This is a genomic window from Streptomyces sp. BPTC-684, from assembly GCF_030028635.1.
Lineage (GTDB): Bacteria > Actinomycetota > Actinomycetes > Streptomycetales > Streptomycetaceae > Streptomyces > Streptomyces noboritoensis.
This window is the reverse complement of sequence record NZ_CP124863.1, coordinates 6,119,038-6,138,979: the sequence shown is the minus strand read 5'-3', so window position 1 is coordinate 6,138,979 and position 19,942 is coordinate 6,119,038. Positions and strand designations below refer to the sequence as shown.

Sequence of the window (19,942 nt, the reverse complement as noted above, 5' to 3'; positions counted from 1 at the left end):
CCCATTCCCCAGGGTGGGATCAGGGCCACCGGGGCCGGGCTGGCCAGCAACTCGTCGGCGCACGAAGGGATCTGTCTCGCCCATGTACACAGCATCGTCCTCCGTGTCAGCCCCGCCCCGACCGCACCGTCACCTGGTGACGGGCGGCGGACCGTACCTCGACCCCTCGCACGCCGCTCCGGCGGCGCTCGGCGCCGGCCGGACCGCGCGCCGGCCCGGGGCGGGCGTCCAACCGCTCAGCGGGAGGATCGACTTGTCCGGCCCGCAGGGCGCGCAGCTGCGGATGGCCATCGCGTCGGTGCACCGCATCTGTCCGGAGTTCAATCCGGTACAGGTGCTGCGGCGCAGCGGCCGGTCCGTCCTGCTCGTCGGATCGACCGGGCGCACCACGGCGGTCGCCAAGTGCCTCCTGGACCACTCGCCGGTCTGGGCCGAGCGGTTCAGGCACGAAATAGCGGTCTACCGCGCGTTCGTCCGGCACCGCCCACCGGTGCGGGTGCCGCGGCTGATCGCCGCGGACCCCGACAACTGCACCCTGGTGATCGAGCGGATGCCCGGACGAGCCGCGGCCCTGTCCCGGCACCCGGTCGAGGCCCCGCCCCGGGCGGACGTCCGGGCGGCCCTCGGGGCGATCGGCCGGGTCAACGCCTGGCGGCCGCCGGCCGAGATGTTCAGCCGGCCGCTGGAGTACGCGCCGCGGATCGCCCGCTACCACGAGCTCGGGCTCTTCACCGACCGGGATCTGAGCGACCTTCAGAAGCTGCTGCGCGGTCTGGCCCACTCGGGCCGCCCGGTCGCGTGGCAGTTCTCGCACGGCGAGGCGCTGCTGACGAACATCCTGCTGTCGCCCGCGGGTCCGGTGCTCGTCGACTGGGAGCACGCCGGCTGGTACCTGCCGGGGTACGACCTGGCGACGCTGTGGGCGGTGCTCGGGGACGCCCCGGTGGCCCGGCGGCAGATCAGCCAGGCGGCCCAGGCGTCCGGCCCGGCCGCGCGGGACGCCTTCCTGGTGAACCTGATGCTCGTGCTGACGCGGGAGATCCGGACGTACGAGACGGCCGTGCAGCGCACCATGCGCGAGTCGGCGCCCTCGGGCGCGGCCTCGGCGCAGCAGCCGGGTGCGCCCTCGGCCGGGGAGCAGCAGCGGCTGCTGCTGCGCAGGCTGCACGACGACTGCGCCCTGGCGCGTCGGGCCGTGCGTGCGGCGGTCGGGACCCGCTGACCGCCGTGTGAGGGGCCCGTTCCGGCTACCTGCTCCGCCGGACGGGCCCCGGGAAAGGGGCGCGCCGCGCTCCGGTGCCGACACACCGGACGCGCGGCGCGCCGCCGTGTGCGCGTGCCGCGCTCAGCGCACCCGTACGACGTCGACGTCGGCGGCCCGCACCACGGCGATGCGGTGGCCGATCTGGACGGTGACGTACTTCGCCGTGCCGGGGAAGTACGTGTGGTCGTACGGGAGGGACGAGTCGATCGTCGGCGCGTAGTAGTAGCCGCCGGGCGCCTCGCCGCCGCCGGGGTAGGACTGGCCCGCCTTGATGGTGTACGAGAGCGGGGTGCCGACGCGCGGAGCGGTGAAGTCGGCCGGGTAGTCGGACTTCTCGGGGTAGGCGACGCCGTACACCGGCACCTCCGTCAGGCCCGCCCTCGGCCGTACGACGTAGCCGGCGGTCGGTGTGGTGGTGCGGGTGTGCTCGGGCGTCTGGAACCAGGCCTTCTGGCCGTACCACCAGATCGCCGTCCAGCCCGGCCTGCGCTCGGCCACCACGGCCTGCTGGGTGGCGCTGATCTTGCTGCCCCAGTCGTTGGCGCAGTCGGTGCCGGGCTCGCCGGGCGCGTGCAGGGCGGGGTCCGCGAACAGCGGGGCCGTGGTGGCGGGTTCGGTGTGCAGCGGGACGGCGCTGCTGCCCTGGGCGGGCAGGTCGGCGTTCTTCTCGCAGTCCCGGAACCCCTGCTGGTTGGCGGCGAACTCGGGGCTGATGGTGACCAGCTGGCTGCCGGGCCGGGCGGTGGGGTGGGTGGGTGCGCCGAGCGCGGCCATGAAGCGGTTCCAGTCCCAGTACGGGCCCGGGTCCCAGTGCATGTTCTTGGTGCCCCCGGCCGTCGTCGGCGGCACGTTCTCGTGGCCGATGATGTGCTGGCGGTCCAGGGGGATGTCGTACTTGGCGGCGAGGTAGCGCACCAGCGCGGCCGTGGAGCGGTACATCTGAGGCGTGTACCACTTGGCGCCCTCGACGGCGACGCCCTCCTGCTCGATGCCGATGGAGTGCGTGTTGACGTACCAGTTCCCGGCCTGCCAGGCCACGTCCTTGGTCTTCACCATCTGCGCCACGTGGCCGTCCGAGGAGCGCACGACGTAGTGGGCGGAGACGACTCTCTTGGGATCCTGGAAGATCCTGATCGTGCCGTCGTAGTCCTCTTCGGTGTCGTGCAGGACGATGTACTTGATCCGGTTGGTGGACGGCCGGTCGGCGGTGTCGTAGTTCCCGTACGCCTGTTTGTTGGCCGGATCGCCGTTCTGCTGGTAGGCCGCCGGGATCCAGTCGCACTTCAGTACGCGCGGGCACTCGGTGGCGCGCTCCTGCGCGCCGACCGGTGGCACGGGGGCGAGCAGGGCGAGGCCGAAGGCCCCGGTGGCGGTCAGCGCGCGTGCGAGCCTGGTCCTCTGGTGGGATGTCATGACAGCCCTTCTGCCGGGAGTTCACCTCGGGTGCGGTGCGCGCACACTGTGTGACCCCGGGTGAGGGCGCGTCAAGAGCGCCGCCAGAAGGGCGGGTTGTATCAGTGGACCAGACCGGTGGCAGGCCGCTGACCTGCCGGTGACGCCGTCAGCCCTGCTGGAAGAGCTCCGCGGGCAGCGGCTTCAGGAGCGCGTACAGGTCGTCGGTGATCGGCCGGTCCCAGCTGGCGATGGTGACAAGCACGTTGTCGCTGCGGTCGAACTGCACGCAGGAGACGCGGCTCTCGGAGAGCTTGAGGCGCCGCACGATCAGCAGGTTGTCGCCCTGCATCACGGGGATGTCCTCGGAGCCGACGACCTCGACGGGCTCGTCGTTCTCCAGCGCCAGCAGGAGCTGGGCGACCTCGAACGGCACCTGGCCCTCGTCGAGCTCCCGGGCCGGGGAGCCCTCGGGCAGATTGCCGATGACCATCGCGGGGCCGCGGCCGCCGAACAGGTCGTAGCGGAGGAAGACGCCCTGGCAGCTTCCGTCGGGTGCGGGCAGCAGCCCGGCACCGAGGTTTCCGGGCCAGTCGCCCGGGTCCATGGCCAGGACATCGAAGTCCGGGCCCGCGGGAGTGGCGGAGCTGCGGCGGCGGAGGAACGACATGCCGCCCATGGTACGTGGCCGGGGCACCTCGACGGGCCCCGGCCCACGTCCGGCGGTTCAGCGCGGCGGCGTCCCCGGCGCCGGGCGGTTCTCGGCGTGCCGCAGCAGCTCCGGCAGCCCGGCCAGGTCGGTGCCGATCTTGCGGAAGACGCCCGAGAGCAGCAGCTCGACGGCCCGCTCCCGGATGCCCAGCTCCTCGGCGATGCGGGTGTTCTCCCAGCCCCGCGCCGCCCGGTCGGCCACCGTCTTCTCCTGTGCGGTGAGCGAGTCCGTGCCCACCGCACGCAGCCGCAGCGGGCGCAGCCCCGACGCGGCCAGCTCGTCGCGCGCCCGGGCCGCCAGCGCGTCGGCGCCGCACAGCACCGCGCTCTCCATGCCCCGGATGAGCAGCTCCGAGGCGTCCTGGGGCAGCCCGGCCCGGCTGAGCGCCGTGCCGTGGTCGACCAGCGCGCAGGCCAGCTCGTACGCGGACGGCGAGCGCTCCAGGTGCTGCACCGCCTCCGCGAGGAGCTTGAGGCTCTTCGCGCCGGTGGCCACCTTGGCGGCGGAGTGCAGGGCCCGGCCGATGGCGCCCGCGGTGCCGAACCGGCGGGCCAGCTCGACTCCCTCGTCGGCCACCTTCTGGGCCTCCGCCGGGTCCGCCTGGGCCAGCGCCTCGGCGAGCAGCGGCCGCCAGGGGCACCACGCCGGGTTGCGCATGCCCCTGCGGTCCAGGCGCCGGCCGACCGCGCGCAGCCGCTGCTCGGCGTCGCTGCGCAGTCCCCGGGCGAGCAGCAGCTCGCTGTAGACGGTCTCGGAGTCGGGGTAGACGACGGCGTTGGGGACGACCTGGCCGTAGTTGTACCGGTCGGACAGGTCCTGCGCCTCGTCCACCCGGCCCCTGGCCAGCAGGATCTCGATCAGGATGCCGAGGGCGAACCACTGGGCCGGGATGCGCTGGCCGACCCGGTCGGCGATCCGCAGCCCGCCGTGGACCAGGTCCTCCGCCTCGGCGAGGCGGCCGCGGCAGAACCGGATGTACCCGAGCAGGGTGAGGCCGAACGAGAGGTGGGCGCCGCGCCAGCCGCGGTTCTCGCACTCCGCGATGCCCTTGCTGAACAGCTCGTCCGCGCGGCCCGGCTGGTCGCAGTACATGAAGGTGAGCGCGACCATGACGGGGACCTCGAAGCCCCAGTCCTCGTCGGTCCAGGAGAGCCCGTCGCCCAGTGCCTCCTCGGCGTAGGAGAGCGCGACGGCGGCGGGTTCGCCGCGGACCATGGCGTCCCAGGCGCGCAGCCCGAGGATGTAGCGCTCGGCCATGCCCCGGGTGGTGAGGTGGTCGGCGAGGCGGGCCAGCCTGCGCGAGCGGGCGGCCGAGTCCTCCTCGTCGGCCCGGAACGCGTTCCACTTGAAGCCCTCGGCCTGCATGCGCAGCCGGGTGCGGGGGTTGGTGGAGCTGCGGCCCTCGACGGCGACCAGCTCGGCCGCCTCGCCCATCCGGTCGGTGTGCGCCAGCGCCTGGGCGAGCCGGTAGGTGATCGCCTCGCGCAGGGCGGGGTCGAGCTCCGGCTCCTCCAGGGCCGCCTGGAGGTGGTTGACCGTGGTGGCCGGTTCGTTCAGGAGCGCCGAGCAGCCGAGCTCGAACAGCACCTCGGCCCGCTCCTCCAGGGAGGGCGGTTCGCGCAGGGCGCGGGCCAGACAGCGCCGGGCGGCCTCGGGAGCACCGGCCCGCATGCACTCGCGCGCGGCGGCCCTGAGCTGCTGGACGGCCCAGCGGTCGTCCTCGGGATGCATCTCCAGGAGGTGGCGGGCGGCGACCGTGGGGCCGAGGCCCGCCTCGGTGACGCAGACCGCGGCCTGGCCGTGCATCGCCACCCGCATCGCGGGCGGAATGGCGCGGTAGACGGCCGTACCGACCAGCGGGTGGAAGAAGTCCAGCCGGTCGGAGTCGCCCGCGCGGCCGGCCAGGATGCGGGCCTCGCGCAGCCGCTGGACCGCGTCGACCGACTCCTCGGCGCCAAGGCCGCCCACGCTGCTCGCCATGTACGGGTCGACCGCGGTGCCCAGGATGGCGACGGCCCAGGCCAGCCTGACCGGCGAGGGGCCGAGGCGCTCCAGGCGCTCGACGAGTCCGCTGCCGCGCGCCAGGGAGGCGAGCTCCCGCAGCTCGGCGGCGTTGGCGTAGTGCGGTTTGATGTTCCGCTCGCGGATCTTGGCGATCAGCTCGACCGCCTCGAACGGGTTGCCTCCCGTCAGCGCCCAGCACTCGCGTGAGAACAGGTCGTCGGCGCCGTTCTGCAGCACCTCGTGGACGAGCCTGCCCACGCCGTGCGGGGAGAGCGGCGCGAGGCTCACCGGCCGGGAGCCGTGCCGCTCGGCGAGCCTGCGGAACTCGCTCGCCTGCGCGGGCAGTTCCTCGGGCCGGTAGGCCACCACGATCAGGATCGGGAGCTCGGCGGCGCGCAGCGCGAACGAGCTCAGCCAGGTGAGGGACTCGTCGTCCGCCCAGTGCGCGTCGTCGACGATGAGCACGACCGGCGTGTGCTCGACGGCGAACCGGGTCACCAGCCAGTCGAGGCCGTCGCGCACGCCCTGCGGGTCCGGCGAGCCGCCGCCCGGGACGGCGACCAGGCCGACCGCGGGCGCCACGATGTCGTACCAGGTTCCGAGTATCCGCCGGTGTTCGCTCTCGCCGGCGGCGGCCAGCACGGGCTGCACCAGTTGGCGCACCACGTGGAAGGCCACGCGCTGCTCCTGCTCGCCGCCGCGGGCCGTCAGCAGGGTGCAGCCCCGGGCGACGGCCTCCCTGCGGACCTCTGCGAGCAGACTCGTCTTGCCGAGACCGGCCGCTCCCGAGACGGCGAGCAGCCCGCCGCTCGACGCGGCCGTATCCCCCTCGGCGCCCGCGCCGCACAGGTCGTCCAACATGCCTTCGAGGAGCAGGAGTTCATTCTCCCGCTCGAACAGTCGCCTGCGCGCACCACTGGTCCGCCGGCCTTTCATGTCCGCCACAACCGTCCCCTTTTGACAGTAGGGCCGAGCCTACGCTTTCGGACACGCACCGTGACACCGATGTGACCGTCTTGCAAACCCGGCTTGACTAACTCGTCTGGATCTGCTGGGGGGTTGACGCCGCTCCAGGGGGCGCGAAGCACCGGTCCACACGCCGCTTGTGCGGTTCCGGCCACGGGCGCACTATGAGCTTTCCGGACAGCAGCTCCGCCCAAGGCTGCTCACCCTTCGGCGCAGAGGAGGCGGAGCGATGTCGTCCCCAGCAGGCTCACCGCCCTCGGAGGACCGCACGGGGCTCATCGACATCCCGTTCCCCGCCCGCTGCCATCCGCGCCACGCCGTCGCGCGTCAGCACACGCTCGACTGGCTTCACCGGTTCGGGATGCTCTCGGGCCAGTTCGCCACGGACGAGTACGACGCGATGGGGCTCGAACGTCTGATGGCGTACTTCTACCCGGACGCCACGGACTCGGACCTCGCGCTGGCGACCGACCTCAACGCCTGGTTCTTCGTGTTCGACGACCAGTTCGACGGCCCGATCGGCCGGCAGCCGGACGCGGTGGCCCGGCAGATCGACATCATGCTGCGCACGATGAGCGACCGGGGCCCGGCTCCGGGCGACCCCGCCAACCATCTCGCGGGCACCCTCGCGGAGTTGTGGAAGCGGCTGGGCGACGGCACCCCGCTGCTGTGGCAGGAGCGCTTCCGCGACCACTGGCGGGACTATCTGACGGCCTATCACTGGGAGGCCATCAACCGCACCCGCACCGGGCCGCCGTCGCTGCCCGGGTTCCTGCGCGGCCGCCGTGACTCCATCGGCGTACAGCCCTGTCTGGATCTCGTCGAGCGGTGCGGCCGCTATACGCTCCCCGACGAGCTGCACCGCGGCAGCCCGCTGGCCGAGATGCGCTGGATCACCGCCGATGTGGTGATCTTCGTCAACGACATCGTGTCGGCGGACAAGGAGCTGGCCGCCGGGGACGTCAACAACAGCGTGATCATCCTGCACAAGGGGTCCGGGCTTTCGGTGGACCGGGCCGCCCGCGAGGTCGCCCGGCTGGCCAACTCCCGGGTGGAGCGCTTCCAGACGCTCGCGGTGGAGCTGTCCGAGGCGCTCGCGTTCGCCGGGGTCTCGGGCCAGCTGCGCGCCCATGTCGACGACTACGTGGCGGGCATGCGGGCGCTGATGAGCGGCAATCTGGCGTGGTCGCGCACGACGGCCCGGTACGGCAAGACGGGCATCGAGGCCGCGGGCCGGGGCCAGCGGCCCTGGGCGCACCTCTTCGAGGAGGTGGACGCGCTGGAAGCCTGACGCCGGACAGGCCTTACGGCTCGGAGTGGAGCTGGTGGCGCCGCTGGTGGCGGGCGACCCGGGCGCGGTTGCCGCAGGAGGGCCTGCACCACTCCTGGCGCGGGTGCTCCTTGAGGAAGTACCGCACGCACCGGGGTGCGTGGCAGGCCCGCAGCCTCTCCCGGTCGGGCCCGGCCAGGAAGTCCACGGCCGCGCGGGCGAGCGCGGCGCAGAGCGCCGTGACGGCGTCGGGGGCGCCGGTGCCGCGGTGGACGGCGTACGGGTCGCGGCCCTCGGGCCATTCCAGGCGGGGCACGGTGGGGACGGCGGCTGCGGCCGAGTTCAGCAGCTCCAGGGCCATCCCGGCGGGCAGCAGCCGCTGGGCGTCGGCGGGGCTCGGCGGGTCCGGCCGTACCGCGCGGGCGAAGAGGGCGCGCACGGCGGCCCGCAGCGCGCGCACCGCCGCGAGGGCCTCCTCGTCGGCGCTGAAGGCGTCGGCCGCGAAGCTCCCCGTACCCGTATCCGCGTCCAGCTCCAGTGCCGCCGCGTGCTCGCGCACCCACGCGGTCAGCCCCTCCGGCCCGCTCAGGTCGTCGGCGACCCCGCCGTGTCCGTCGTGGCGGACGGTGAGGGCGAGAGCGAGAACGAGGGAGTGGTCGGCCATGCGGCTAATGGTAACCACGACGGCAAGCGTTAGACCGGGGGCATCCGGGGCCCCGGGCGCTCGCCGCGCTCCGCCCGGCCCGTGGGCCGGGCGGGTGCGCGGACGCTCGCGATCGGCCGGGGCGACTCCGGCCGGCCGGTCCCTCAGGTGAGGTCGAACTCCCCGTCGCGCGCGTTCAGCACGAAGGCGCGCCACTCGGCCGGGCTGAAGATCAGCGAGGGGCTGCCGGGGCGGCCCCCGTTGCGCATCGCGATGAACCCCTCGACGAACGCGATCTGGACGTCTCCCGTCCCTTGGCTGCTCGACCTCCAGTCGGCCTTGCTGAGATCGAGATCCGGCTTGTCCCAGCCCACAAGGGTCTGCTGGGTGGTGCTCTCGGCCACGTCCCTGCTCCTCCCGGTTCCCTGTCGTCCGGGGGCCAGACTAGCGATCGCGTCCGGTCCCGGACAGGCCACGGAAGGAGTACCGCGACCCGCCCGCGACGACGGCCCGGACGGCCCCGGCGACCGGCCGCCCGCGCCCCGCGCCGAGCCCGGCCGGATCCACCGGACAGGCCCTACCGGCTCGGCGGCTCGGACCCGACCAGCCACATGGAGAAGAACTGCGAGCCGCCTCCGTAGGCGTGCCCGAGCGCCCTGCGGGCCCCCTCCACCTGGTGCTCGCCGGCCCGTCCCCGCACCTGGAGGGCCGCCTCGGCGAAGCGGATCATGCCGGAGGCGCCGATGGGGTTGGTGGAGAGCACCCCGCCCGACGGGTTCACCGGGAGGTCCCCGTCGAGCTCGGTGACGCCCGACTCGGTGAGCTTCCAGCCCTCGCCCTCCGCCGCGAACCCCAGGTTCTCCAGCCACATGGGCTCGTACCAGGAGAACGGCACGTACATCTCGACGGCGTCGATCTCGCGGCGCGGGTCGGCGATCCCCGCCTGCCGGTAGACGTCGGCGGCGCAGTCCTTGCCCGCCCGGGGCGAGACGAAGTCCTTGCCCGCGAAGAGCGTGGGCTCGCTGCGCATCGCGCCGCCGTGCACCCAGGCGGGCGGATGGGGCGAACGGGCCGCCCCCGTGCGGTCGGTGAGGACCATGGCGCACGCCCCGTCGGAGGACGGACACGTCTCGGAGTAGCGGATCGGGTCCCAGAGCATCGGGGACGCCTGCACCTTCTCCAGGGTGATGTCCCGCTCATGCAGATGCGCGTACGGGTTCAGGAGTGCGTTGCGCCGGTCCTTGTAGGCGACGAGGGAGCCCACCGTGTCGGGGGCGCCCGTGCGCCGCATGTACGCGCGCACGTGCGGCGCGAAGAAGCCGCCCGCCCCGGCGAGCAGCGGCTGCTGGAAGGGGATCGGCAGCGACAGGCCCCACATGGCGTTGGACTCGGACTGCTTCTCGAAGGCCAGGGTCAGGACCGTGCCGTGGACCCGGGCGGCCACCAGGTTGGCGGCGACCAGCGCGGTCGAGCCGCCGACCGAGCCCGCCGTGTGCACCCGCAGCATGGGCTTGCCGACGGCGCCGAGCGCGTCGGCGAGGTACAGCTCCGGCATCATCAGGCCCTCGAAGAAGTCGGGCGCCTTGCCGATGACGACCGCGTCGACGTCCGCCCACCCCAACTGGGCGTCTTCCAGGGCACGTTGGGCCGCCTCGCGGACCAGTCCGGCGATCGAGACGTCGTGCCGGGCGGCGACGTGCTTGGTCTGGCCGATTCCGACGACGGCCACGGGTTCCCTGCTCACGACGGCTCCCCCTCCAGGACGGCGACGAGGTTCTGCTGGAGGCACGGCCCCGAGGTGGCGTGGGCAAGGGCCCGGTCGGACTCGCCCCGGTGGATCGCGGCGGCCGCCTCGCCGATCCGGATCAGCCCGGCGGCCATCACGGGGTTGGCAGCGAGCGCTCCCCCGGACGGGTTGACCCGTACCGTGTCGTCCAGCCGCAGCGCCTTGCGCAGCACGACCTCCTGCGAGCTGAAGGGGGCGTGCAGTTCGGCGGTGTCGACGGGCCGTTCGAAAGCGCCGGCGCGCTCGGCGGCGAGCCGGGCCGACGGCGAGTCGGTGAGGTCGCGCACGCCCAGGCCGTGCGCCTCGATGCGGTGGTCCATGCCCCGGATCCAGGCGGGCCGCTCGCACAGGCCGCGCGCGGTGTCCCCGGCGGCGAGGATCACCGCGGCGGCCCCGTCCCCGACCGGCGGGCAGTCGCCGGTACGCAGCGGGCGTACGAGATAGTCGCCCTGGGGCCGTGAACCGCGCACCTGGGCATGGGTGTTGGCGGTGGCGGAGTCCCGGCTGCGGGCCGCGATCGCGGCGAGCGCGGGCTCGTCGGTGTCGCCCGCGTCGATCAGCGCCTGCGCCTGGAGCGCGGCCAGCGCGACGGAGTCGGGCCACAGGGGCGCCAGGTAGTACGGGTCGAGCTGGCGCGTCAGTACGTCGCGGACCTCGCCGGGCGAGGACTTGCCGTAGGAGTAGACGAGCGCGGTGTCGGCCTCGCCGGTGAGGATCTTCACCCAGGCCTCGTAGAGCGCCCAGGCGCCGTCCATCTCGACGTGCGACTCGGCGATCGGCGGCCAGGCGCCCACGCCGTCGAGGGCCATGGTGAAGGAGAAGGCGCGGCCCGCGAGGTAGTCCGAGGAGCCCGAGCAGGTGAAGCCGATGTCGCTGGTCTTCAGCCCGGTCCGCTCCAGCACCTCGTGCAGCACCGGCATCAGCATCTCGACCTCGGAGAGCTCGTCCGTGCGGCGCCGGTGGTCGGTCTGCGCGAAGGCGACGACGGCCACATCCCGTGCGGGGCGCATCAGATCAGCTCCTTGTACGTGTCGTAGTCGGCGTCGGGCTCCCCGGTGGGCCGGTAGTGGTCGGGGTGGAGGCGACCCGATGAAGACTCGGCCCACACCGGCTCGACCCGCAGCCCCATCCGCACCTGGTCGTAGGGGATGCCGCCGATCCGGCCGTGCAGGGCGAGGTCGGCGCCGTCGAGGGCGATGTGCGCGTAGACGTACGGCACTTCGATGTCGAGATTCGCCGTATGCGCAGCCTTGATGTTGACAATGCAGTACGTGGTGACAGTCCCGGCCGGGCCGACCTCCACCCGCTCGTCGGTGGCGACCCCGCACGTGGGGCAGGCCCCGCGCGGCGGCACGTACACCTTGCGGCACGCCGGGCAGCGCTCGCCGACGGTGCGGCGGTCGGCCAGGGCCTCGATGTACCGGGTCTGGGCGCGGCCCGGGCTGTAGGTGTAGTCGAGCCGGGCCGGGGCGACGATCCCGGTGACCGGATCCGCGAACTCACCGCTGTGCGGGACGGGTTGACCGGCCGCCTCGCTCTCGTACGGTTCGAAGCACGCGATGTCGGTGATCGCGCCACCGCGTTCCGCCGCCCATCGCACGCGCACCCGCATCCCGGTCCGCACGGCGTCGGGGCCCGGCGCGTCCAGGGCGTGCAGCAGCGCGGTGTCGGCGCCGTCGAGTTGGACCAGGACCCAGGCGAAGGGGTGCTCCAGAGGCTGGCCCCGGCGCGGGGACGGGTTCCAGGCCCAGGTCGTGACGGTGCCGGTGCCGGCGACCTCGACGAGGTCGCGGAGCTCTTCGGCGGTGGCCGGGTCGTACTCGACGGGTGGCACGAGCGTCCTGCCGTCGGAGGTGCGCACACCGAGGACGGTCCGCTCGCGCAGGCCAGTGAGGAAGGCGCTCTGGACGGGGCCGAGCGAGCGGGTGAACGGGAACTCGACCACCAGGGGGGCGCTGAGGACTTCGGGCATCGGGGGCTCCTTCTCGGGCGCGCGGCGGGACCGGATGTGCTCAGGCGCGCCGGTAGACGGGCGGGCGCTTCTCGGCGAAGGCGCGGGCGCCTTCCTTGGCGTCGGCGGTGTCGAAGACCGGCCAGCCGCGCCCCAGTTCGGCGGCCAGCCCCTCGGTCTCGGTCATCTCGGCGGTCTCGTACACCGAGGCCTTGACGGCCTCGACGGCGAGCGGTCCGCAGGCGTTGATCTGCTCGGCGAGGGCGAGCGCCTCCTCCAGCGCGGTGCCGTCGGCCACCACCCGCCCGACGAGCCCGATGTCCCGCGCCTCGGCCGCGCTGTAGGCCCGTCCGGTGAGCAGCATCTCCAGGGCGTGGGTGCGCGGGATCTGGCGCTGGAGCCGGACGGTCGAGCCGCCGATCGGGAAGAGCCCGCGTCGGACCTCGAAGAGCCCGAAGGTGGCGCTCTCGCCCGCGACGCGGATGTCGGTGCCCTGGAGGATCTCGGTGCCGCCCGCCACACAGGGGCCCTCGACGGCCGCGATCACGGGTTTGCGGGGGCGGTGGTGGCGCAGCATCGCCTTCCAGTGCAGGTCCGGGTCGGCCTTGAGGCGGTCCCGGTACCGCTCGCCCTCCATCCCCTTGCCCGCCAGGGCCTTGAGGTCCATGCCCGCGCAGAACGCGCCGCCGGCGCCGGTGAGGACGACCGAGCGGACCGCGTCGTCGGCATCGGCCGCCAGCCAGCCGTCGTAGAGGCCGACCAGCATCGACAGCGAGAGCGCGTTCCTGGCCTCCGGCCGGTTGAGCGTGAGTACGAGTGTGGCGCCCTCGCGCCGCACGGTGAGGTGTTCGGTGCCACCCATGCGCCTGCCTCCCGTCGTCGGACTGGAACAGGTTGCAGGAGCCGGGGGCGCAGTTCAATAGTTTCCTGACAGTCAGTCAGATTCTTTCGCCGGGGCCTCTTCACAGTTGTGGTCGGCTCTGCTCTGATGACGGCCACACGGATGGCGCCGGGGTCAGGAGGAGCGGTGGAGTACAACCTTGCCGACCTGTTCGAGTCGGTCGTCGACGTGGTCCCCGACCGCGAGGCACTGGTCTACCTCGACCACCCCGGCACGGGGGCGGAGCGCCGACTGACGTACGCGCGGCTGGACGCGGCCGCCAACCGGATCGCCCACCACCTGATCGACAGCGGCATCGAGCCGGGCGAGCACCTGGGGCTCCATCTGTACAACGGCGTCGAATACCTCCAGACCGTGCTCGGCTGCCTCAAGGCTCGGATCGTCCCGGTCAACGTCAACTACCGCTATGTCGAAGACGAGTTGGTCTACCTCTACCGGGACGCCGACCTGGCGGCGCTGGTCTTCGACGCGGAGTTCACCGGGCGCGTGGCGGGCGCGCTGCCGCACACCGAGAAGCTGCGCCACCTCGTACGGGTGGGGGAACCGCCCCATGGCGCGCCCGCGCTGGACGCGGTGCCGTTCGCCGAGGCCGAGGCGGCCGGGTCCGAGGGGCGGGGGTTCGCGCCCCGCTCGCCCGACGACCTCTTCATCATCTACACCGGCGGCACCACCGGCATGCCCAAGGGCGTGATGTGGCGCCAGGAGGACCTGTTCTTCTCCGGGCTCGGCGGCGGAGCGCCGACGGGCGAGCCGGTCGCGCGCCCCGAGGAGCTGGCCGAGCGGGTCGCGGCGGGCGGCGAGGGCATCACCTTCTTCCCCACTCCCCCGCTGATGCACGGCACCTCCACGCTCACCGCGTTCATCGGCTTCCACTTCGGCCAGCGCGTCGTCATCCACCGCAAGTTCGTGCCCGAGGAAGTCCTGCGGACGGTGGAGAAGGAGAAGGTCACCAGCATGTCGCTGGTCGGGGACGCGATGCTGCGCCCGCTCATCGACGCCCTGAGCGGCCCGATGAAGGGCACCGACTGCTCGTCGATGTTCAGCGTCTCGTCCTCCGGCGCGATCATGTCGGAGACGGTCCGCGCCCAGTTCAGCGCGCTGGTACCGACCGCGCTGCTGCTCAACAACTTCGGCTCCTCCGAGTCCGGCTTCAACGGCACCGCCACCGACGACTCCGGCCCCGACAAGGGCTTCCGGCTGCGCGTCAACTCCCGTACGGCGGTGGTCGACCCGGCGACCCACGAGCCGGTGAGGCCCGGCGAGCCCGGCCGGATCGCGCAGCGCGGCCATGTGCCGCTCGGCTACTACAACGACCCGGCGAAGACCGCCGAGACGTTCTTCCAGCGGGGCGACGAGCGCTGGGTGCTGCTCGGCGACATGGCCACGGTCGACGAGGACGGCATCGTCACGGTGCTCGGGCGGGGCTCGCAGTGCATCAACACCGGTGGCGAGAAGGTGTATCCGGAGGAGGTCGAGCAGGCGCTCAAGTCGCATCCGGACGTGTACGACGCGCTGGTCGCCGGGGTGCCGGACACCACGTGGGGCAACCGTGTGGCGGCCGTGGTGCAGGTGCGCGAGGGCGCCGAGGCACCGACCCTCGACGACATCCAGAGCCACTGCCGCACCCGGCTCGCGGGGTACAAGGTGCCGCGCCGGCTGGTGATCGCCCCGAGCATCCAGCGCTCGCCCAGCGGCAAGGCGGACTACCGCTGGGCGCGGGCGGTGGCGGCGGGGGCCGAGTCCCCCGCAGGGTGACCTCAGATCCCGAACTTCCGCAGTTCCGCGACGAATTCGTCCGGCCGGACTGCGTGGACCGAGTGGCCGGCGTCGATGGTGACGAGGCGGGCGCCGGGGATGCGGGCGGCCATCTCGGCGATCCTGGCCTGGATCTCGATGCCGCTGGACTCGCCGCCCGCGACCAGCAGGGTCGGCACGGCGAGCTCGGCGAGCCGCTCGCGCCAGGCCGGGTCGGGCGCGTTCAGCTGGGCGTTGGTGTCGGCGACCACCGGCCAGTCGAACGCGAGCTCCTCGTCGGGCCGCGCCACGAACCCGCGCGGCGGATCCAGCGGTACGAACGTGGGCGCCTCCTCCAGGACCAGCCGCCCGATCAGCTCGGGCGCGTCCTGGGCGAGCAGCAGAGCGGCCGCGCCGCCCATGGAGTGGCCTATCAGGTCGGCACCGGCGAGCCCGAGCGCTTCGAAGAAGCCGCGCAGGTCGTCGCGAAACCCCTCGAACGAGTACTGGCCGGGCCAGTCGCTGAGGCCGTGGCCGCGCAGGTCGACCGCGTACACCCGGCGCGTCGCGGCGAGTCGTTCGGCCACCTCCGTCCAGTGCGCGCCCGATCCGCCGCGCCCGTGCGCGAGCACGACGGGCGGCGCCGAGGCGTCGCCCCAGGTGCGGTAGGCGAGCCGGAGGCCGGAGGCGGTCCGGACGCTGTGGACGCCGGGCTCCAGGAACGCGGCGACCGTACGGGCGAAGTCGGGCGCGTCCATCCCCGGGAGGTGGAGCACGGGCGCCTCCACGGCCGCGAGCGCCTCGGCGGGGAGAGCGGAGGCGACCAGGACGAGCGAGCCGGTCCGGTGCGGGTGGGCGGCCGCGTAGAGCGTGGCGAGGTCGCCGGCGGCCGAGTGCCCGAGGAGGTCGACGGTCTCCAGGCCGAGGTGTTCACGCAGCGCCTCCACGTCGTCGACCAGCCGGTCGCGAGGGTACGAGGACACGCCGTCCGGCACCGCCGGGCCGCCCGTGCCCCGCTGGTCGAGCAGGACCAGCTGGCGGTGGGTGCCGAGGCCGCCCAGGTCGACCGGGTGGGCGGAGGCCGGTGCGGGCCCGCCGGGCAGACAGATCAGCGGCTTCCCCGCCCCCACCAGGTGGTAGGCGAGCTCGGTCCCGTCGTACGCGGTGAACTTCGGCATGCCGGTGATCCTCACAGCCCGTGCTGATCGGGGCCAAGGGATTTCGCCGACAGCGCGAACGGCAGCGTGGGCGACAGCGCGAACGGCACGGCGGAAGCGGGTTGTCCACAGGCCTTGACGGTGCGGTTCGGTGGCTGGATTACTGAACCCGAGCAGATCTACCGAATGATCGGTCGTCCGATTTCGGGCGGAGTGACGACCGGCGAAGACGGCGAGGACGGGAGCGGCCCATGGAACCCCTGCTGGACGCGGCGGAACGGCTGAGCCGGGCGGAGCTGGAGGCGCTCCAGCTCGACCGGCTGAGGGCTTCGCTGCGTCATGCGTACGACAACGTGGGCTTCTACCGCGAGGCGTTCGACAAGGCGGGGACACGGCCGGAGGACTGCCGTTCGCTCGCGGACCTCGCCCGCTTCCCGTTCACCACCAAGGCGGATCTGCGCGACCACTACCCGTTCGGGATGTTCGCGGTCCCCGACTCCGAGGTCCGCCGCATCCACGCCTCCAGCGGGACCACCGGCCGCCCGACGGTGGTCGGCTACACCGAGCGCGACCTGGACACCTGGGCGGACGTGGTGGCCCGCTCGATCCGCGCGGCGGGCGGCCGCCCCGGCCACAAGGTGCATGTGGCGTACGGATACGGGCTGTTCACGGGCGGCCTGGGCGCGCACTACGGGGCGGAGCGGCTCGGCTGTACGGTGATCCCCGCGTCCGGCGGCATGACGGCCCGCCAGGTCCAGCTGATCCAGGACTTCCGGCCCGAGATCATCATGGTGACCCCCTCGTACATGCTGACCATCCTCGACGAGTTCGAGCGGCAGGGCGTCGATCCCCGCTCCACCTCGCTGAAGGTCGGGGTCTTCGGCGCCGAGCCGTGGACGGAGGAGATGCGCCGCGAGATCGAGGAGCGCTTCGCCATCGACGCGGTCGACATATACGGGCTCTCGGAGGTGATCGGGCCCGGTGTGGCGCAGGAGTGCGTGGAGACCAAGGACGGGCTGCACATCTGGGAGGACCACTTCTACCCGGAGGTCGTCGACCCGCTCACCGGCGAGGTGCTGCCCGAGGGCGAGCGGGGCGAGCTGGTCTTCACCTCGCTCACCAAGGAGGCCATGCCCGTGATCCGCTACCGGACGCGGGACCTGACCCGGCTGCTGCCGGGCTCCGCGCGGGTCTTCCGGCGGATGGAGAAAGTGACCGGCCGCAGCGACGACCTGGTGATCCTGCGCGGGGTGAACCTGTTCCCCACCCAGATCGAGGAGATCGTGCTGCGCACGCCCGGCCTCGCCCCGCACTTCCAGCTGCGGCTCACCAAGGAGGGCAGGCTGGACGCGCTGACGGTACGGGTGGAGGCGCGCGCCGACACCCCGCCCGAGCAGCGTGACGCGGCCGCGCGGTCGATCGTCTCGGCGGTGAAGGACGGCATCGGGGTCTCGGTGGCGGTGGAGGTCGTCGACCCCGAGACCATCGAGCGGTCGGTGGGCAAGTTCAAACGGATCGTGGATCTGCGCCGGGGCCCTGCGGGCGGGGCGTGAGTGTTGACAGGCGTGCGCCGGGCTGACTGAGTGGCTGGCGGCACCTCGTGTGTCCTGAGCAACCACGTGTCCTGAGCAACCACCTGTGTCACCCACTGAGTTGGGAGGAACGTTGGCTCTCCGCACCCGCACCGCCGCTCGCACTCACACCCGTTCCCGCACCCGTTCCCGCACCCGGGGCAGGCGCCTCGCGCTGGTCGGCATCGCCCTGCTGACCGCCTCGGCGTCGCTGTCCCCGACGGCCTCGGCCGCGTCCGGCGACCGCGAGCACCACCCCTCCGGCGGCGGCCTGTCCGCCGTCATCCGCTACACCGAGTACGGCATCCCGCACATCCTCGCCGAGGACTACGCCGACCTCGGCTTCGGCACCGGCTACGCGCAGGCGGCCGACCAGGTGTGCACCCTCGCCGACGGGTTCGTCACGCTGCGCGGGGAGCGGTCGAAGTGGTTCGGCCCGGACGCGGCTCCCGACGGCTCGCTCTCCGCCGCCGCCAAGAACCTCTCCAGCGACCTCTATTTCACCTCGGTACGCGACTCGGGCACGGTCGAGAAACTGCTGGCCGCCCCCGCGCCCACCGGGCCGAGCCGCCAGTCGAAGGAGCTGATGCGCGGCTGGGCTGCGGGCTACAACGCCTGGCTGAAGCAGCACCGCGTCACCGATCCCGCGTGCAAGGGCGCGGCTTGGGTGCGCCCGGTGACCCTCGTCGACGTGGCCGCGCGCGGCTTCGCGATATCCGTGCTCGGCGGACAGGGGCGCGTCACCGACGGCATCACCGCCGCGCAGCCGCCCACAGCCGCTTCCACGCCCACGGCGCCCGACCCCGCCGGCAGCGCGAAGGCGGCCGAGCGGCTGTTCGCCGCCGACCAGGCCGACATGGGCTCCAACGCCGTCGCGTTCAGCGGCGCCGCCACGGCCGACGGGCGCGGTCTGCTGCTCGGCAACCCGCACTACCCGTGGCACGGCGGCCGCCGCTTCTGGCAGATGCAGCAGACCATCCCCGGCGAGCTCAACGTGTCGGGCGCGGCCCTGCTCGGCACCCCGACCATGAGCATCGGCTTCAACGACAAGGTGGCCTGGAGCCACACGGTCGCCACCGGCGTCACGCTCAACCTCCACCAGCTGACCCTCGACCCGGCCGACCCGACCGCGTACCTCGTGGACGGCACCCCGGAGCGCATGACCCGGCGCACGGTGACGGTCCCGGTGAAGGGCGGCGCGCCGGTGACGCGCACCCAGTGGTGGACGCGGTACGGGCCGGTGGTCACCGCACTCGGCCCGACGGTGCCGCTGCCCTGGTCCAGGACCACGGCGTTCGCACTGAACGACCCCAACGCCCTCAATCTGCGCGCCGCCGACACCGGTCTGGGCTTCTCCAAGGCGCGCGGCACCGACGACATCCTCAAGTCACTGCGCCGCACCCAGGGCCTGCCCTGGGTGAACACCGTGGCCGCCGACTCCCACGGGCACTCCCTGTTCACGCAGTCGCAGGTGCTCCCCCGGATCACCGACGAACTGGCCGCGCGCTGCTCGACGCCGTTGGGCAAGGCGCTCTACCCGGCGTCGGGGGTGGCCGTCCTCGACGGTTCGCGCGGCGACTGCGCCCTCGGCTCGGACCCGGACGCGGTCCAGGCCGGGGTCTTCGGGCCGGCCCGGATGCCGCTGCTCAAGGACGCCGCGTACACCGAGAACTCCAACGACAGCGCCTGGCTGGCCAACGCCGACCACCCGCTGACCGGTTACGAGCGGATCTTCGGCACCATCGCCACCCCGCGCTCGCTGCGCACGCGCGGCGCGGTCGAGGACGTCTCGGCGATGGCCGCGAAGGGCCGGCTCACCGTCGCCGACCTCCAGCGCCAGGAGTTCGCCGACCGGGCGCCCGCCGGGAACCTGGCGGCGGCCGACACGGCCAAGGCCTGCGCCGCGCTGCCGGGCGGCGCCGCGACGGACAGCACCGGCAAGGCCGTCGACGTCTCCGGGGCGTGTGCGGTGCTGGCCGGCTGGGACCGTACGGTCGACGCCGGGAGCCGGGGCGCGCTGCTCTTCGACCGCTACTGGCGCAAGCTGACGGCGGCGGTTCCGGCGGCCGAGCTGTGGAAGGTGCCGTTCTCGGCCGCCGACCCGGTGCGCACGCCGAACACCCTCAACACCGCCTCGCCCGGCGTCGCCCGTGCACTCGCCGACGCGGTGGGCGAGTTGCGCACGGCGGGCATCCCGCTCGACTCGGCGCTGGGCGACCACCAGTACGTGGTGCGCGACGGCAAGCGCCTGCCCGTCTCGGGCGGGACGGAGGCCCTGGGCATCTGGAACAAGGTGGAGGGGATCTGGGACCCGGCCCGCGGCTACGCCGAGGTGTCCACCGGGTCCAGCCACATCCAGGCGGTCGGCTGGGACGGCGGCAGGTGCCCGGTCGCCCGTACCCTCCTGACGTACTCCCAGTCGGAGAACGTCCTCTCCCCGCACTACAGCGACCAGACGAAGCTCTACTCGCAGCAGCGCTGGGTCACCTCGCGCTTCTGCGAGCGGGACATCCGCTCCTCGCCCGCCCTGCGGGTCGTGCGGGTGCGCGAGCACCGCTGACGTCCGCGCGGCCCGCCGTCGGGGCGGGCCG

Annotated in this window: 15 protein-coding genes; 5 read left to right on the top strand and 10 right to left on the bottom strand. The window is 73.2% G+C overall.

Going from position 1 to position 19,942, the window contains the following annotated elements; genetic code table 11:
* Positions 1–82 precede the first annotated feature (82 nt).
* Positions 83–1,222: an aminoglycoside phosphotransferase family protein gene (locus QIY60_RS27280; RefSeq protein ID WP_283144824.1), complete on the top strand. Its 1,140-nt coding sequence runs from the start codon at positions 83–85 to the stop codon at positions 1,220–1,222.
* A gap of 123 nt (positions 1,223–1,345) precedes the next feature.
* Here the strand turns inward: QIY60_RS27280 and QIY60_RS27275 are convergent, their stop codons facing one another.
* The 3 genes from QIY60_RS27275 to QIY60_RS27265 all read right to left on the bottom strand — a co-directional run bounded on the left by QIY60_RS27275 (position 1,346) and on the right by QIY60_RS27265 (position 6,308).
* Positions 1,346–2,677 carry a peptidoglycan recognition family protein gene (locus tag QIY60_RS27275; protein WP_283144823.1) on the bottom strand — a complete coding sequence of 444 codons (1,332 nt, stop codon included), beginning with the start codon at positions 2,675–2,677 and terminating at the stop codon, positions 1,346–1,348.
* A gap of 148 nt (positions 2,678–2,825) precedes the next feature.
* A complete protein-coding gene (locus QIY60_RS27270) occupies positions 2,826–3,326 on the bottom strand; it encodes a hypothetical protein (protein ID WP_283144822.1) in 501 nt (166 codons plus the stop codon).
* A gap of 57 nt (positions 3,327–3,383) precedes the next feature.
* On the bottom strand, positions 3,384–6,308 hold the full coding sequence (locus QIY60_RS27265; protein WP_283146091.1) for an AAA family ATPase: 2,925 nt from the start codon (positions 6,306–6,308) through the stop codon (positions 3,384–3,386).
* Positions 6,309–6,567: 259 nt separating this feature from the next.
* Here QIY60_RS27265 and QIY60_RS27260 point away from each other — a divergent pair, with 259 nt between their 5' ends.
* A complete protein-coding gene (locus tag QIY60_RS27260; RefSeq protein WP_283144821.1) occupies positions 6,568–7,629 on the top strand; it encodes an isoafricanol synthase in 1,062 nt (353 codons plus the stop codon).
* Between the two features lie 13 nt (positions 7,630–7,642).
* Here QIY60_RS27260 and QIY60_RS27255 read toward each other — a convergent pair whose 3' ends face one another.
* The 6 genes from QIY60_RS27255 to QIY60_RS27230 all read right to left on the bottom strand — a co-directional run bounded on the left by QIY60_RS27255 (position 7,643) and on the right by QIY60_RS27230 (position 12,850).
* Positions 7,643–8,272, bottom strand: a complete 630-nt coding sequence (locus QIY60_RS27255; RefSeq protein WP_283144820.1) for a CGNR zinc finger domain-containing protein — start codon at positions 8,270–8,272, stop codon at positions 7,643–7,645.
* 143 nt (positions 8,273–8,415) lie between these two features.
* Complete coding sequence (locus QIY60_RS27250; RefSeq protein ID WP_101386816.1) at positions 8,416–8,655, bottom strand: DUF397 domain-containing protein; 240 nt, start codon at positions 8,653–8,655, stop codon at positions 8,416–8,418.
* Between the two features lie 173 nt (positions 8,656–8,828).
* A complete protein-coding gene (locus tag QIY60_RS27245; RefSeq protein WP_283144819.1) occupies positions 8,829–9,995 on the bottom strand; it encodes a thiolase domain-containing protein in 1,167 nt (388 codons plus the stop codon).
* Positions 9,992–11,047 (bottom strand): thiolase domain-containing protein, encoded by a 1,056-nt coding sequence (locus QIY60_RS27240; RefSeq protein ID WP_283144818.1) that lies wholly within the window; start codon positions 11,045–11,047, stop codon positions 9,992–9,994. Before QIY60_RS27240 ends, QIY60_RS27245 begins: the two co-directional genes overlap by 4 nt.
* The gene (locus QIY60_RS27235) at positions 11,047–12,009 is read right to left on the bottom strand and encodes an OB-fold nucleic acid binding domain-containing protein (protein WP_283144817.1); all 963 of its coding nucleotides are present in this window, start codon (positions 12,007–12,009) and stop codon (positions 11,047–11,049) included. Before QIY60_RS27235 ends, QIY60_RS27240 begins: the two co-directional genes overlap by 1 nt.
* Before the next feature lie 40 nt (positions 12,010–12,049).
* On the bottom strand, positions 12,050–12,850 hold the full coding sequence (locus QIY60_RS27230) for a crotonase/enoyl-CoA hydratase family protein (RefSeq protein ID WP_283144816.1): 801 nt from the start codon (positions 12,848–12,850) through the stop codon (positions 12,050–12,052).
* A 165-nt stretch (positions 12,851–13,015) separates the two neighbouring features.
* Between QIY60_RS27230 and QIY60_RS27225 the strand changes: the two genes are divergently transcribed.
* Entirely contained in the window at positions 13,016–14,644 is a 1,629-nt protein-coding gene (locus QIY60_RS27225; protein ID WP_283144815.1) for an acyl-CoA synthetase, read from the top strand.
* 2 nt (positions 14,645–14,646) lie between these two features.
* On the opposite strand, the gene QIY60_RS27220 is transcribed toward QIY60_RS27225, so the two are convergent.
* Positions 14,647–15,801: an alpha/beta hydrolase gene (locus QIY60_RS27220; protein WP_283144814.1), complete on the bottom strand. Its 1,155-nt coding sequence runs from the start codon at positions 15,799–15,801 to the stop codon at positions 14,647–14,649.
* Positions 15,802–16,031: 230 nt separating this feature from the next.
* On the opposite strand from QIY60_RS27220, the gene paaK reads away from it, so the two are divergent.
* On the top strand, positions 16,032–17,333 hold the full coding sequence (gene paaK / locus QIY60_RS27215; protein WP_283144813.1) for a phenylacetate--CoA ligase PaaK: 1,302 nt from the start codon (positions 16,032–16,034) through the stop codon (positions 17,331–17,333).
* Positions 17,334–17,526: 193 nt separating this feature from the next.
* Positions 17,527–19,911 (top strand): penicillin acylase family protein, encoded by a 2,385-nt coding sequence (locus tag QIY60_RS27210; protein ID WP_349253990.1) that lies wholly within the window; start codon positions 17,527–17,529, stop codon positions 19,909–19,911.
* Positions 19,912–19,942: the final 31 nt, after the last annotated feature.